The organism is Rhizobium sp. RM, assembly GCF_013390595.1.
Taxonomy (GTDB): domain Bacteria; phylum Pseudomonadota; class Alphaproteobacteria; order Rhizobiales; family Rhizobiaceae; genus Agrobacterium.
In genome coordinates, this window is record NZ_JACAWV010000008.1 from 416,735 (window position 1) to 432,189 (window position 15,455).

The window sequence follows — 15,455 nt, forward strand, 5'->3', positions numbered from 1 at the left end:
GAGGGAAATGAACGTGCTGAGCCGCCTTGCCCTGAGCGAGAGATTCTCAACCGGCTTCGAGTGCCTTGGCTCGGAGATTGACGTCAACGGTGTTGCCGCCTGGTGCGATCCCCTGGGTGGGCTGTTTTTGCCCGATCTGTCGTTATTGGTCGTGTCCGATCTGCATCTCGAAAAGGGCGCGGCTTTTGCTCGGCGGGGAAGACTGCTGCCGCCTTATGACACCATTGCCACGTTGAAAATCCTCGCTTCGCTGGTCGCCCGTTACGATCCCAAGATCGTCGTCAGTCTGGGCGACAATTTTCACGACCGCGTTGGCTCTGAATTCCTGCCGCTGCCCTTGCGCGAAATCATCAAGGAGATGGCGGCGGGCCGCGAATGGATATGGATCAACGGCAACCATGATCCTGATGGCACAGTCGATCTTCCTGGCTCCTCGGTGGATGAGATGTTTTTCGGAAACCTCGTTTTCCGACATGAGCCCAAAGCCAGGGCTGCGGACGCAATTGGGGAAATTGCCGGCCATCTCCATCCTGCGGCAACGGTTCGTCGCCGCGAAAAGACGGTTCGCCGTCCATGTTTTGCGACTGATGGCGCGCGCCTGCTGATGCCGGCTTTTGGGGTCATGAGCGGCGGTCTGGATTTGCGACATAAGGCAATTGCAGGCCTCTTCGATCGGAATGCACTGGTTGCGCATCTCCTTGGTCGGGATCGAATTTACGCCGTAAGGTTCTCGAACCTTCTGGGGTGAGCGCTGCTCTATTGCCGATAGACCAGAACCGGAATCTTCGAGTTTTTCAGCACTCTTGCGGTGACGCTGCCGAGCAGCATTTCCAGAAAACTTTTGCGACGATGTGAGGCCATGGCGATCAGGTCGCAGCCGCTCCTGTTTGCTGTTTCGATGATTGCTTCGTCAGGGCGGCCCGCTCTTGCCAGGAGGGCGTCGCATTCCAGCCCCATCGACACGGCGCGTTCTCGCGTGTTCTTGAGCAGGTGCTCGGCTTCCTCGCAGCGGTGGAATTCCTCTTCGGCAATGGCGGCGATGTCGTCGACATCGCTGGCGATCACATGAAAAGGTTCGGAGACCGTGACCACAGTCACTTTCGCGCCTGCGTCCTTTGCAAGGGCAAAGCCATTATCGACCGCAATCTGCGCCAGCGGCGAACCGTCGGTGGGAATGAGAATGTGCTTGAACATGACATTTCTCCTTTTCATCCCGGTTACAGCCGACGACGCGACACCACGTGTCACTGCAGCCGTAACGCTTTGAATTTTACTGCAAAGCGATAAAGGAAGCGAATGCTATCTTTGCGGCCGAAGCCTGATCAGTCCTTGCGGAAGATGATGCTGGCACCCCAGCCGGTGATGACGGCAAGCAGGACGCACAATGTACCGTAGGCCAAAGGTGTTTCATGCGCGGCATTGGTGATGGCCTGCTCCATGCCTGTCTTGACGACGCGCAGTTTCAACTCGCGTTGGGCAATGAAACGCCCGCTCTTGAAGAGGTAGGCATGGGCGGTATGTACACCATTCGGCACATTGGCGGGAAGGCGAAGGGTTGCCCAGAAAAGTCCTGTCCGCTCCAGACGCACACCCGTCGCGTCGTTGCGATAGATACCGCTGGTGAGCTTGAGCCGCCGGTAAGCCTCCTGGAAATCGAACACATTGTCAGGCACGCCGGAAAAGGCGGCGCTTTTGAGCGGCAGGTGATCGACGCCGAGCCCCATCGCCCGTAGCGTGCCTGCAGAGGCGATGGAATTAATGTCGCGCGTGCTCGCCATCGAATAGGATTCTGGCAGAGGCGTGAAGGTAATTGCACTGGTGTTGATCCATATGCCCGCAACGCGATCCTTCTTGCGCACGGTCATGTAGTCGTTCGGCCCCTCAAGCGTGACGATGATATCGTATTGACCGATCGCCAGCAGCAACTGGTCGGTGTTGTTCAACGCGCCAAAAAGCGTGAAATCCGCGCCGCGAAAATCCGATGTGATGGGAATTTCCGTTGTCGATGCGCCGATTTCTATGTTTTCCTGCAATGGCCCCTGCTGCGGAGCTATCGGGATTGCAAGTGGCGGCGTCTGGGCCAGAGCTGTGCCGGCAAACAGGGGTAAAAGCAGGCCAAGTATCGCTGCAACAGGGAGACGGCAAGTCAATAGCCCAACCCTCCCACGGCAACGGAAAACAGATCGTCGGGACGGACGACCAGCGAGACGGCAAGGCGAAGCGCCACCGCGAGCACCAGCAATGCCAACAATGCGCGCAACTGTTCGCCACGCAGCTTCTGCCCGACGCGTACGCCATATTGCGCGCCAATAACGCCGGCAACCATCAGAATGAAGGCGAGAACGACATCGACCGAATAGTTGGTCGCAGCCTGCACGATCGTCGTATATGCCGTGACGAAAATGATCTGAAACAGCGACGTTCCGACGACAACATTGGTCGGAATACGCAGGAGATAGATCATTGCCGGGACCATGATAAAGCCGCCGCCCACACCCATGATTGAGGTGAGGACGCCGATACCAAAGCCGAGCGTTATCACGGGGATGACGCTCAAGTAGATCTTCGATTTCTTGAACCGCATTTTCAGCGGCAGCCGGTGCACCCAATTGTGCTGGCCAGGTCTGCGCAGCACCACGCTTTCGTTGCGGGCGCTGCGGCGAAGCGCCGAAATGCTCTCTTTCAGCATCAAACTACCGACCGTGCCAAGCAGGATGACATAAAGCAGCGATACGATGAGGTCGAGCTGTCCGATGCTCCGCAGGAATGAGAATACCCAGACACCGACCGTCGCGCCTGCCAGACCCCCGACCAGCAACACACTGCCGAGTTTCACGTCCAGCGTTCCGCGCCTGAAATGGGTGATGGAGCCGGATACCGATGAGGCAACGACCTGGTTCGCGCCGGTGGCGACTGCGACGACAGGAGGAATGTTGTAGAAGATCAACAGCGGGGTGATCAGAAATCCACCGCCCACACCGAACATGCCGGACAGAAAACCGACAGCCGCACCCATGCCGAGAATGATGAAAATATTCACCGACAGTTCTGCGATCGGCAGGTAGACAGTCACGGCTCGGACCTCGGGCGCATGGTTCCGGGGCGGCATCGTCTGTCCGGGTGGGCAGCCGCGCCGCGATTTACATTTTCTGTCTGAAAAGGCCGCATGTAACGACCTTCTCACCTCATGCCCGCGAGGACTTGAGGTGTCAACATTCAACGGGAAATACGTTGATATTTTGGAAAGATAGAGGAGGTGTGAAGGCGCAATGACAAACAGTCATCCGCAAAACAGGGAAAGCGGCCTACAAGGCCGCTTTCTGTTGTTCGCTCGTCTTACTTGTTGCGTTCCAGCAAAGCCGTCACCAGTTCGTTAGTGATGCGACCATCGGGTGACTGCCCGACTGACTTCTGGAAGTCCTTGATGGCGGTAACCGTGTTCTTGCCGAGCTTGCCATCGGGCGTACCGGCATTGAAGCCATTGTTGTTCAAAATGGCCTGAATGTTGCGGATTGCCTTTTCCATGTCGACGGATGCTGTTTTGACGCCTTCTTTTCCAGCCCATTCATCGGGCGGATTAACACCATTCGCATCTTCATTCAGCGGGGTGGCCTTCCAGGCGTCAACCTTTGCCTGAGCACTTTTAAGCTGCTCAGGGCTCAGAGCCCTTGCCACTTCATCGCGTTTCTGGCCGGCGTCAGCATCGCCATCCTTGGCGGCAATCGCGAACCACTTGTAAGATTCCTCGATGTCCTGCTTCACGCCGCTACCGCGGGCGTAAAGGATGGCCAGGTTGAACTGGCTGTCGCGAACGCCGAGTTCCGAAGCCTTGATGAACCATTGCGTCGCAGCGGCGAAATCCGGCTGACCGGCGGCATCGGAGGCGAGCAGAACGGCGAGATTATGCATTGCGCCGGCGTTCCCCTGTTCCGACGCCATGGTGTAGTAGCGCTTCGCTTCAACAAGGTTACGCTCAACACCGTTCGCCTTTTCGTACATGTTGGCGAGGCGGTATTGCGCGGGTGCAAGGCCGCGATCTGCGGAAAGTTTGTACCATTTTGCCGCCTCAGCACGGTCTGCGGTAACGCCGCGGCCATCTGTGAAGCGTACGGCAACCTCAAACAGCGCGGTTGCATCACCTTTCGCGGCGGCATCGGCAAGCGAGGCTGGCTCGATACCGGCAGGAACGGCGATCGCCTCCTGTGCCTGGGGGGGCGCCACAACAGGTGTTTCGGTTTGCTGTGGTTGTGCTTCCGCGACCGTGTCGGCGGTTGCGGCATCGACGGTTGGCTTCTCGGCAACAGGGGCCTCTTCCGGCAGCGGTGCGCCGCCGACCACGCGTTCATCGATGACGTTTTCCGGCTGACCAGCGTTTTCAAGGCTGTCTGCGGCTGTCGCCTCTTTCTGGTCGATGACGAGGTCGGATGGAATGGTCACGCTCTGTTCGGCGCCATCAGGCAATGCGGAAACCGGAGCTTCGCCGGTCTTCTGTTCGATTGCTGCGGGAGCGGGAGCCTCTCCACCGCCGATCATCGACTTGACAAGCGGCATCGCCATCATCGCGAGAAGAATGGCACCGATACCAAGCAGGAGCGGACGACGATAACGGGAAAGTGCCGAAGCACCCGACTTGCCCGCTTTTTTGCCAGTCTCATTCTTTTCCGGGGCCGTTTCCATGGCGGCAGCCTGGGCGGCGCGGCGGGCGGCGGCAATGAAGTCTGTACGGCTATCGGCATCAACCGGCTTGCCGCTGGCGGCGATCTGATTTGCCCGTACCCGCTCAAGGATCTTCTTGATATCGGGTGCGCCGGAACCCGGCTCCAGCAGTTCGTTTTCCTGACCGGCTGGAAGAACATCGATCGGGTCGAGCGACGGTGCCGGTTCGACCTGCGTGCGGCCGGAGGTAGCAGGTACTGCCTCCTCTGAAGCGGTCGGAGCCTTCGCCGTGCCGGAGCGGAAGCGCTTCGTCAGACCGGCAAGCAGGCTCGTTTTTTCCTTCTTGGCGGGCTTGGCAGCCACTGGCGGCGCAATCGTTGCCGTCTCTGCGTCGGTATCGGCAAATGCTCGCGTATCGTTGAGGATCGCCTGTTCTTCGGCGATATAGCCCTCCTCGGGGAAGACTGCCGCGGGCATTTTCACATCGTCGCGAGCCGCCTGCGGCTCGGCAACAGGCGACATCATCTGCTGCGCAATGCTGCGAACAGGGTTTTCCTCGGCATAGACGGGCGAGGGCGCAGCCCTGCGGCCGAAATCACGCCCATTGTCACGACCCAGATCATGATTGTCGAGATTGTCCAGGCGCCCGGCGATCTGCACCAGAGTCTCGTGCAGCGCCTCGAACGTCCGGTGCGTCCGCTCCTCAGTGTTTCGGCTCAGTTCTTCCAGACTGCGCAGGTCATTTGCGAGGTCGTTCAGAGCCGTCACGTCGGTCAGGCTGGTGCTCGAACCGAGATTGTTTCGCGTATAGGCTTCCAGCACGGCCTCGGCCGCCTGTCGTGCTGCCTCGATGATATATTCGTCGTTCGACGACATGTAGTCTTCGATCGCTGCCATGCGCGCGTCGAGTTCCGGCGAAAGTCCAATTGCTTCCGTGCGGCTGGGCTGGCTGACCAGAGAAGACAGATGTGCGATCTGGCTTTCAAGGCTGAGCAGCGCATTGTTGTCGGTCGGTGCAGCGTAGGAGCTTTCGTCCAGACGGGCGGCAATGTCGCCAAGTCGCTCTTCCAGGCGCAGGAAGGCGCTGTCATCAAAAGCCGCTGCCGGCTGCTGCTGGCTGTAACGATAATCGAGGTCGTCGATCCGGCGGGCGATCCCGTCGAGCCGCTCCGCCAGTCCGTCATTGACGGCGCCGTGGTCAAGCGCATCGATCTTGCGGGAAATGTCGTTCAGGAAAGACGTCAGTTCGGCCTGCTGTGACGGGCGCTGCGAATGCTCCAGCAGCAGGGAAAGCTGATCCAGTCGCTCATGCAATTCGGTGGCTTCGCGTGCTCCGCCCAGTTCGTCGATCTTGCCGGCCAGTGTTTCGAGGCGAGCCGTCAGTTCGGAGGTCGGGTCAGGTCTTGCCGCGAGGCGATTGATATCGTCAAGTTGCTCGGCGAGGCTGCTCAGCCGGGTTTCCAGGCGCTGCGCCAGCGCAGTGTCCATGGCCTGTGTGTTGGAACGGTTGCCAGCGGCGGCAATGGCACGGCTGATTTCGTCGAGCCGTTGGTCGAGGCCTGAAAACTGCTCGGTAAACGCCGCCTCATTCGGCCGCATATGTTTGCCAAGTTGTTCGACTGCACCGGCAATGGCAATCAGCTTGTCTTCGAGAACGCGGACGGCAGGATTGTTGCTCATGCTGCCGAGTTGCGTCTTGATGTCGTCCAGACGATAGGCAAGCGACACGATCTCGTCCTGGAGGGATGCAGCATCGAAACCGCGCAGGCTGTCTTCGACGTTGTTCCAGCGGCTTTCGATCCGGTGAACGCTGTCTTCACGGGCGAGCTGATCCATCAGCAGGCGCAGTTCCTCGAACTCGCCTCTCAGTTCCTGCGCATCCGTCGGTGCGAGGCCGCCCAGTTGGTCGATACTGCTTGCCAGTCGCGAAATGTCGTCACGCAGATCGCCTGCAAATTGCTGGTCTTCCGCAAAGGAGCGAATGTTGCGGATTTCAGCACGAAGGCTGTGCATTTCGCGGGCTACACCCTCGGAAATGTCGTTTTTCAGTTCATGGCGCAAGTTGACCAGGGCCTGCGCAATATCCTGCAAGGCACGGTCATTCTGCTGCGGCTGCGGTTCAGCCAACGGGCGCTGACGGGGTGCTGGGCGAGCTGTATCGGAAGATGCGTCCTGTCGCTGGGATGCCTGGACAAGCGGTCGGCTGATCGTGCGCTCGGGACGTGCAACGGGCTCTTGCGCGCGTTGAAAACGTGCCTCCAGCAAGCGCTGGCGCTGGCGGATTTCGTTAACGGGATCGAGCTGCGGCGGCTCGACTGGGAGGCGCTGCTCTGCTTGTGTCGGATGTACTTCGTTTCTTGCTTCCAGGGGCGCGCTGCCGGCCCGCTGTTCGCGCGGAAACTTCTGGCTCATCAATCCTTCGATGCGGGCTTCCAGACCCTCAATGGTGCGATTGAGCGCATCAAGAGACGATCTGTCGCTTGGCTGTGGAGTTTTTGATCGCAATCCGTTCATCTTCTCGCTCGCTTCGCTTACCGTCCGGCGTATCCTGCTGGATGTCGTGATGGTGACCCATTGGCCGCGCCATCGCAGTGACATCAAGGAGTTTTCAAGCCGAGTCCGCCTATTTGGGGGTAAATGCACCGATTCACGAAGCAGTCACCTTTCGGGGAACAATTCACGAAACGTGGTAAAGAAGTAGTTAACTATGGTGAGAATTTTTTAACTTTTGCGGCAGAGCCGTGTCCTTCGGCCAAGCGCATACCTGAGGTAGAATTTTCGAGCTCGAATAAAGCAACCAAAATTATTTGACGTTTACGCGCACGTCAAATAATGTGCGTGCATTGCGCCGGATTGTCTCCGGCTTTCACGATGCGGAGGAACATCGGTAATGCCTGTTTACAAGGCCCCTGTCAAAGACACGCTTTTTATCCTGAACGACGTGCTCGGCCTGGAGCGATACAACAATCTGCCGGGCTTTGAGGATGCGACGCCTGACATGATCGAGGCAATTACCGGCGAGGCTGCCAAGCTTGCAGAGGAACAGCTTTTCCCTCTCAATCTTTCCGGCGACCAGCAGGGTTGCAAGCGTGCAGACGATGGGTCCGTTTCCGTTCCCGATGGCTTCAAGCAGGCCTATGACGCCTATTGCGAAGGTGGCTGGACAGGTCTTGCCGTCCCGGCGGAATTTGGCGGTCAGGGGCTTCCCTATACGCTGCATGCGGCGATCGGCGAATACATGTCGTCTGCAAACCTCTCACTGATGATGTATCCGGGCCTCACGCAGGGCGCGATTGCTGCCATTCTCGTTCATGGCACCGATGAGCAGAAGAAGACCTATCTGCCGAAGATGGTTGAAGGCACATGGTCCGGCACGATGAACCTGACGGAGCCGCATTGTGGCACCGATCTTGGTCTGTTGCGGACGAAAGCCGTTCCGCAGGGCGACGGTTCCTACAAGATTTCCGGTCAGAAGATCTTCATCTCGGCTGGCGAGCATCCGATGACGGACAATATCGTTCACCTGGTTCTCGCCCGCATCGAGGGCGCTCCGGAAGGCACCAAGGGTATTTCGCTGTTCATCGTGCCGAAGTTCCTTGTCAACGGCGACGGTTCGCTTGGTACCCGCAACGGTGTTGTCTGTGGTGCGATTGAGCACAAGATGGGTATTCACGGCAATTCCACCTGCGTCATGAACTATGATGACGCGACCGGGTATCTGATCGGCGCGGAGAACAAGGGCCTTTCGGCCATGTTCGTGATGATGAACGAGGCTCGCCTTGGCGTTGGCCTGCAAGGGCTTTCGATCGGTGAAATCGCCTATCAGAACGCTGCCGAATATGCCCGCGACCGCATCCAGGGCCGTTCGCTCACCGGTGCGAAAAACCCGGACAAGAAGGCCGATCCGATCATCGTTCATCCGGATGTGCGCCGTACGTTGATGACGATCCGGGCCTTTAACGAGGCAGGTCGCGCTTTCCTTCTTTGGACGGCGTTGCAGTCGGATATCGCCCATCGCTCACCGGACGACAAGGAGCGGCAGACGGCGGACGATTTGCTCGGTCTGGTCACGCCGATCCTGAAGGGTGTGTTGACCGACAAGGGCTTCGATCACGCAGTTGCAGCACAGCAGGTCTTTGGTGGCCACGGATACATCGAAGAACATGGCATGAGCCAATATGTTCGCGATGCGCGTATCACCATGATCTACGAAGGTGCCAACGGCATTCAGGCGCTCGATCTGGTTGGCCGCAAGCTCGGTCTCAACGGTGGCCGTGCCGTCATGGCGCTCTTCAAGGAGATCGGCGATTTCTGCGAGGAGAACCGTGCGGATGAAAACCTGGTGCTTTACACCAAGGGTCTCAAGAAAGGCTTGAACGACCTTCAGGCTGCAACCATGTGGTTCATGCAGAACGCCATGGCCAAGCCGGACAATGCCGGGGCCGGTTCGACCGACTACATGCACCTCTTTGGCCTTGTGGTTCTGGGCTATATGCACGCCCGCATGGCAAAGGCTGCGCAGGCTGCGCTCGCGTCCGGTGCCGCATCGGACGAGCAATATCTCAAGAACAAGCTTGTCACAGCGAAGTTCTTCATGGAGCGTATCCTGCCGGAAACGGTACTGCGCAAGGCCCGCATTGAAACCGGTGCCGATACGACGATGGAACTGGCTGCCGAAGCATTCTGATAAAGCTGGCGCCTGTGCGCCGCAGGGAGATTGAGAAATGACCGAGGTTTATATTTACGATCACGTCCGCACACCGCGCGGACGCGGCAAGAAGGATGGTAGCCTGCACGAAGTGCCGTCCGTTCGCCTTGCCGCCAAGACGCTCGAAGCCATCCGCGACCGTAATGGACTGGACACGACCACCGTCGATGACATCATCATGGGCTGTGTTGATCCAGTCATGGATGCCGGCGCCGTCATTCCGAAAGCCGCAGCTTTCGAGGCTGGCTATTCGACCAGGGCACCCGGCATGCAGATCTCGCGCTTCTGCGCGTCGGGTCTGGACGCCATCAACTTTGCTGCTGGAAAGGTTGCGGCCGGTTCCGACGATATCGTCATTGCTGGCGGCGTCGAAAGCATGTCGCGCGTTGGCATGGGCATGTCTGGTGGCGCCTGGTACATGGACCCGTCGGTCAACTTCCCGGCCTTCTTCATGCCGCAGGGCGTTTCCGCTGATCTCATCGCCACCAAATACGGTTTCAACCGTGATGACGTGGACGCCTATGCGGTGGAAAGCCAGAAGCGCGCCGCCCACGCCTGGGAAAACGGCTACTTCAAAAATTCCGTCGTTCCTGTGAAAGACCAGAACGGCATCGTCATTCTCGACCGGGATGAGCATATGCGCCCGGGCACGGATATGCAGGCGCTTGCTTCGCTCAATGCATCCTTCCAGATGCCGGGTGAAATGGGTGGCTTCGAAGCTGTGGGCATCATGGCGCATCCGGAAGTCGAGCGGATCAACTACGTCCACCACGCTGGTAATTCTTCCGGCATCGTCGATGGCGCAGCGGCAGTGCTGGTCGGTTCGAAGGCCGGTGGTGAATCCATGAGCCTGAAGCCGCGAGCACGGATCAAGGCGTTCGCAAATATCGGCTCCGATCCTGCTTTGATGTTAACAGGTCCTGTGGACGTGACGGAAAAGCTGCTGAAGAAGACCGGCATGTCGCTATCGGATATCGACCTGTTCGAACTTAATGAGGCCTTTGCGGCTGTCGTGCTGCGCTACATGCAGGCCTTCGATATCAGCCACGACAAGATGAACGTCAACGGTGGTGCAATCGCAATGGGTCACCCGCTGGGTGCCACGGGTGCGATGATCCTGGGCACGGTGCTGGATGAACTGGAACGCCGTGATCTCAACACGGCGCTGGTCACGCTCTGCATCGGTGCAGGCATGGGCACGGCAACCGTCATTGAGCGCGTTTGATTTCGGGAGGAAACCGATGAGCTATACCAATTTCACCGTCGAAACCGACGCAGACGGCATTGCCCTTGTTACCTGGGACATGCCGGAAAAATCCATGAACGTCTTTACGGCGCAGGTCATGGAAGAGTTGAATGCAATCGTTGACGCAACGGTCGCGGACACTACCGTAAAGGCCGTTGTCTTCACCTCCGGTAAGAGCACCTTCTCCGGTGGCGCTGACCTTTCGATGATCAAGTCAATGTTCTCCTTCTACCATGAGGAAAAGGCCAAGAACCCGGATCAGGCAGCGCAGAAGCTTTTTGATCTCGTCGGCAAGATGAACGGACTGTTCCGCAAGATCGAGACAAACGGCAAACCCTGGGTTTCTGCCATCAATGGCACCTGCATGGGCGGCGCATTTGAACTGTCGCTGGCCTGCCATGGCCGTGTGGCTTCGAACGCCAAAAGCGTCAAGATTGCCCTGCCGGAAGTCAAGGTTGGCATCTTCCCCGGTGCTGGTGGCACCCAGCGTGTTCCCCGTCTGACAGATGCACAATCCGCCCTGCAGATGATGACGACAGGCCAGTCCTTGACCGCGCAGCGAGCCAAGGCCATGAACCTCGTGCATCAGGTCGTGGAACCGGATCAGTTGATCGTTGCCGCCAAGCAGTTGATCAAGGACGGTCTGAAGCCTGTTGCTCCGTGGGACGAAAAGGGTTTCAAAGCCCCCGGCGGCGGCATCTGGACACCGGCAGCAGCGCAGCTTTGGCCGGCAGCCCCAGCCATCCTGCGGCGTGAAAGCGCCGGCAATTATCCGGCAGCGCTTGCCATCCTCAAATGCGTCTATGAAGGCCTGCAATTGCCGTTCGATACGGCACTGAAGGTCGAGCAACGTTATTTCACGGAAATTCTTCGTTCCAACGAAGCCTTTGCGATGATCCGCTCGCTGTTCATCTCCATGCAGGAGCTTGGTAAGGGCGCGCGTCGCCCGGCAGGCCAGCCGAAGAGCGACTTGAAACACGTTGGTGTTGTTGGCGCGGGTTTCATGGGAGCATCGATTGCTTATGTCACAGCCGTTGCCGGTCTCGATGTCACATTGATTGACCGTGACGACGAAGCGGCGGCCAAGGGCAAGGTGACTTGCGAGGGACTGGTCAAGGACAGCATCGGAAAGGGCCGCATGACACAGGAGGAGGGTGCTGCCATCCTCGCTCGCATCACGCCGACCTCTGATTACGCCGCGCTGAAAACCGCAAACCTGGTGATCGAAGCTGTGTTCGAAGACCGCGATGTGAAAAAGGCGGTGATCGAGCAGGTGGAAGCAGTACTGCCGGAAGGGGCAATCTTTGCCTCCAATACGTCAACCCTGCCGATCACCGGTCTTGCAAAGAATTCCAGGCGTCCGCTTGATTTTATCGGTATCCACTTCTTCTCGCCCGTTGAGAAGATGATGCTTACGGAGGTTATCCTTGGCAAGGAGACTGGCGACAAGGCTCTGGCTGTCGCGCTGGACTACGTTTCGAAAATCAAAAAGACACCGATCGTGGTCAACGATACGCGTGGCTTCTTTGTCAATCGCTGCGTTCTGCGTTACATGGCCGAAAGCTATGACATGCTGATCGAAGGCGTTCCTGCCGCAATGATCGAGAACGCCGCGAAGTTCGCGGGCATGCCGGTCGGTCCGCTGGCGTTGAACGACGAGGTGGCCATCGACCTCTCCTACAAGATCCTCAAGGCCACCGTTGCCGATCTGGGTGAAAAGGCTGTCGATCCGCGTCATATGGAGCTGGTCAGGAAGCTGGTGGAAGACGAAGGGCGTTTTGGGCGCAAGAATGCCAAGGGCTTCTACGACTATCCGCCGAAGCCTGCGAAGAAATCTCTCTGGCCGGACCTGAAGACGCTTTACCCGCAAAAGAAGCCGGAAGACGTGGACATGGACGTGCTGAAACAGCGTTTCCTGGTCACGGTTGCGCTTGAAGCGGCGAGAACGGTCGAAGAAGGCATCGTCACCGATCCGCGTGAAGCCGATGTTGGCTCGATCCTCGGTTTCGGTTTCGCACCCTATACCGGTGGCGCTTTGTCCTACATCGACGGAATGGGCGTGAAGACGTTCGTGGTTCTTGCTGAGAAGCTGGCGGTCATCTATGGCCCGCGCTTCCAGCCAACGCCTCTCCTGAAGGACATGGCGGCGAAAGGCGAGACCTTCTACGGCCGGTTTGACCCCTACGCCGATGCCGCCAAGGCAGCGTAATAAGATTGCTGATAAAACACACAGGCCCCTCGGGGCCTGTTTCTTTTTCAGGATGCTGCACAAACGCGCGATGAACAAAGTCTGAGAGCCTTGGGCGCGTTGTTCATTGCAAGTGGCTGGTTTGATTTATGTTCGGGGATTTCGCGGAAGCGATTTCCCAAAGAAAGACAGCTTTTTTCAGCCGTGAGCAGGCTCTCCGGGGCGGATATTATGGTCATCCACAGGCTGAATAAAAAAACTGTCAAAAAAGTTCGAAGGGGTGCTTGCCATGTTCGAACAAGATGTTATAACCCCGCTCACTTTCGGGGCAGCGAGCTGCTTCAAGTCGCGAAAGCGAAGGTTCTTCAAGAGCCTAAAGTGCCCGGATAGCTCAGTTGGTAGAGCAGCGGATTGAAAATCCGCGTGTCGGTGGTTCAAATCCGCCTCCGGGCACCATTATTATCGCATTAAGCGTATCTTCCTTATTTTCTGGTGACATAAAGCTATCGGTTGTAATTTCAACCGGTGCGGATAAGAAGCAAGAAAACTTGTCTGTACTTTATTGATTCTTATTCCGCTTCAGAACTGAAACATGTCTGAACTGTCCAGAGGGTGTCTGCCTGGCAATGGGACAGGGTTTCGCCAGCAATCACTCATTCAAAACCGCGAGGTGTTCGTGTCGCACGTCGAATCGCATAATCTGGAAGACGCAATCCGTCTTGATCAGTTGTATGCCGTGCGTAAAACGGTTTCGATTTCGATACCGGTCAACATCGTTCTCGGCATCGCTGCCGTTGTCATTGCAATCAACTCCGGCCGGACGACAACCGGTTTGGGCTGGTTTTTTGTCTCTTCTCTCGTCAATGTGTTCCGCTTCGGGTTTTGTCGTTATCCGATCAACACCGATAACGCCGGTCGTGCGCGCCTGCCGCAACTGAGCGTCAATCAACACCTGGTAATGCATGCTGTTTTCGCGCTGGCGTCGGGCATCGTTTGGGCCTCCATCCCCATTCTGTCTGACGGATACACCACCACGGAAAGCTTGTTTTATTTGATCCTCGGCTGCGGTATCACGGCTGGTGCGGTGACCTACGGTTATTCCTTCGCCCCTATCGCGATCTCCTTCATCACACCTCCGATCCTGTCGGCTGTTGGCTGCTTTATCTGGGCGGGCGGGCTGGAGAGGAACTTGCTTGCCGCGACGATGTTGCTCTATCTCGCCGCGCTAATTCGCGGGGCTATCGTCGGCCAGCGGCTTGTCAGAAGTGACAGTCGTCTGAAGCACGAGGCGACGCTTCTGTCTCGTTCGCTGGAAGTCGCCAATGCCAATGCGATCAGTTTTGCCAGCCTCATGCAGCAGAGGGCTGTCCACGACCAGCTGACCGGTCTTCTGAACCGCAGAGGATTTTCGGAAGCGCTTGAGCTTTTCGTTCCGGGCAAAGAGCGTGCGTGTTTGATGCTGCTCGATCTGGACGGCTTCAAATCGGTCAATGACGCCTTCGGACACAAGGCGGGAGACCGTGTTCTGATCGAAGTCGCAAGACGATTACGCGCTACGGTCCCGGATGACATTCTTGTCGCCAGATTGGGCGGAGATGAATTTGCGATCCTCCACGATGACAGGAGCGTTGAAGAAGAGCCGGAAATTCTGGCGACACGATTGATCGCTGCCATCTCCATTCCCTTTTCGCAGCTCGATGCTGGCCGCGTCGGTGTGAGTATTGGCATTTATCAAGGTCGGACGCAGGATATCGACGAGATGCTGATCTATGCCGATACAGCGCTCTATTCGGCGAAGAAGGAGGGGCGAAACCGCTTCCGCATGTTTGATGAGGAACTGCGCCGACAGGCATTGATAAGGCGGGACATCGAGCGGGATCTGGCCACTGCGCTTGCGAAAGAAGAACCGGAAATCTGGTTCCAGCCGATCATGCGGGACGGCGGCAGGAAGCTAGATACGCTGGAAGCACTTCTGCGGTGGAACCATCCTGAACATGGTTGGATTGACCCTATGGAGATCGTCGGCACTGCGGCGACATCGGGACTTTCCGAGACCCTGACCCGGTTTGTCCTGCGTGAAGTTATCAACATGATCCGTGTCCTCAAGGCACTGGGCATGACGGATGTTAGGGTGGCGATGAATGTGTCGCCACGCGAAATGGCACAGATTGCCATCGATGAACTGGTAATGAGGAAGCTTAAGGAAAAGGGTGCGCCTGCATCCATGCTTGAGCTTGAGATGACCGAGGAGGTTGCTGTCAATCCGCGTGCGGTTCAGGAGAAACTTGCCCGACTGAAAGCCGCCGGTGTCAGCCTCGCCATCGACGATTTCGGATCGGGTTATTCGTCACTCGGTTTGCTGCAGCAGTTTCATGTTCACCGCGTCAAGATCGACAAGTCCTTTATTGCTGGTGTCGCAGGCTCGGAAAAGGACCGCTCGCTGGTAGGCGCGGTTCTGGGTGTATCGAGAGCCTTTGGCTTTGATGTCGTCGCTGAAGGGGTAGAGCGCGAAGAGGACGTGGAAGCGCTTCGCGAGCTTGGCTGCTCGTTATTGCAGGGGTATTATTTCGCCAAACCCATGTCGTTCGAACAGGCTGTAAACTGGGCGAAGCGCCACCACGTCGGTAAACGGAATGGCGCTGCGCCGGAAACCTGAG

General features: G+C 57.6%; 9 protein-coding genes and 1 tRNA gene. 6 read left to right on the forward strand and 4 right to left on the reverse strand.

The window, feature by feature from the left end; genetic code table 11:
- Positions 1–13: 13 nt before the first annotated feature.
- The gene (pdeM, locus tag HWX89_RS11005; protein ID WP_138794521.1) at positions 14–748 is read left to right on the forward strand and encodes a ligase-associated DNA damage response endonuclease PdeM; all 735 of its coding nucleotides are present in this window, start codon (positions 14–16) and stop codon (positions 746–748) included.
- A gap of 8 nt (positions 749–756) precedes the next feature.
- On the opposite strand, the gene HWX89_RS11010 is transcribed toward pdeM, so the two are convergent.
- From HWX89_RS11010 to HWX89_RS11025, 4 genes are all read right to left on the reverse strand, one after another.
- Entirely contained in the window at positions 757–1,194 is a 438-nt protein-coding gene (locus HWX89_RS11010; RefSeq protein ID WP_138794522.1) for a universal stress protein, read from the reverse strand.
- Between the two features lie 128 nt (positions 1,195–1,322).
- Positions 1,323–2,150 carry a TIGR02186 family protein gene (locus HWX89_RS11015; RefSeq protein ID WP_178340704.1) on the reverse strand — a complete coding sequence of 276 codons (828 nt, stop codon included), beginning with the start codon at positions 2,148–2,150 and terminating at the stop codon, positions 1,323–1,325.
- Positions 2,147–3,073 (reverse strand): sulfite exporter TauE/SafE family protein, encoded by a 927-nt coding sequence (locus tag HWX89_RS11020; RefSeq protein ID WP_138794941.1) that lies wholly within the window; start codon positions 3,071–3,073, stop codon positions 2,147–2,149. The genes HWX89_RS11015 and HWX89_RS11020 overlap by 4 nt, the downstream gene beginning before the upstream one ends.
- 263 nt (positions 3,074–3,336) lie before the next feature.
- Complete coding sequence (locus HWX89_RS11025; protein ID WP_138794523.1) at positions 3,337–7,170, reverse strand: peptidoglycan-binding protein; 3,834 nt, start codon at positions 7,168–7,170, stop codon at positions 3,337–3,339.
- Positions 7,171–7,546: 376 nt separating this feature from the next.
- Between HWX89_RS11025 and HWX89_RS11030 the strand changes: the two genes are divergently transcribed.
- The 5 genes from HWX89_RS11030 to HWX89_RS11050 all read left to right on the forward strand — a co-directional run bounded on the left by HWX89_RS11030 (position 7,547) and on the right by HWX89_RS11050 (position 15,454).
- Complete coding sequence (locus HWX89_RS11030) at positions 7,547–9,343, forward strand: acyl-CoA dehydrogenase C-terminal domain-containing protein (RefSeq protein WP_138794525.1); 1,797 nt, start codon at positions 7,547–7,549, stop codon at positions 9,341–9,343.
- A gap of 37 nt (positions 9,344–9,380) precedes the next feature.
- Positions 9,381–10,589, forward strand: a complete 1,209-nt coding sequence (locus HWX89_RS11035; protein WP_138794526.1) for an acetyl-CoA C-acetyltransferase — start codon at positions 9,381–9,383, stop codon at positions 10,587–10,589.
- Positions 10,590–10,605: 16 nt separating this feature from the next.
- Positions 10,606–12,819, forward strand: a complete 2,214-nt coding sequence (locus HWX89_RS11040; RefSeq protein WP_138794527.1) for an FAD-dependent oxidoreductase — start codon at positions 10,606–10,608, stop codon at positions 12,817–12,819.
- 359 nt (positions 12,820–13,178) lie between these two features.
- Positions 13,179–13,254 (forward strand) — tRNA-Phe (locus HWX89_RS11045).
- Between the two features lie 136 nt (positions 13,255–13,390).
- Entirely contained in the window at positions 13,391–15,454 is a 2,064-nt protein-coding gene (locus HWX89_RS11050; RefSeq protein WP_210271346.1) for a putative bifunctional diguanylate cyclase/phosphodiesterase, read from the forward strand.
- Position 15,455: the final 1 nt, after the last annotated feature.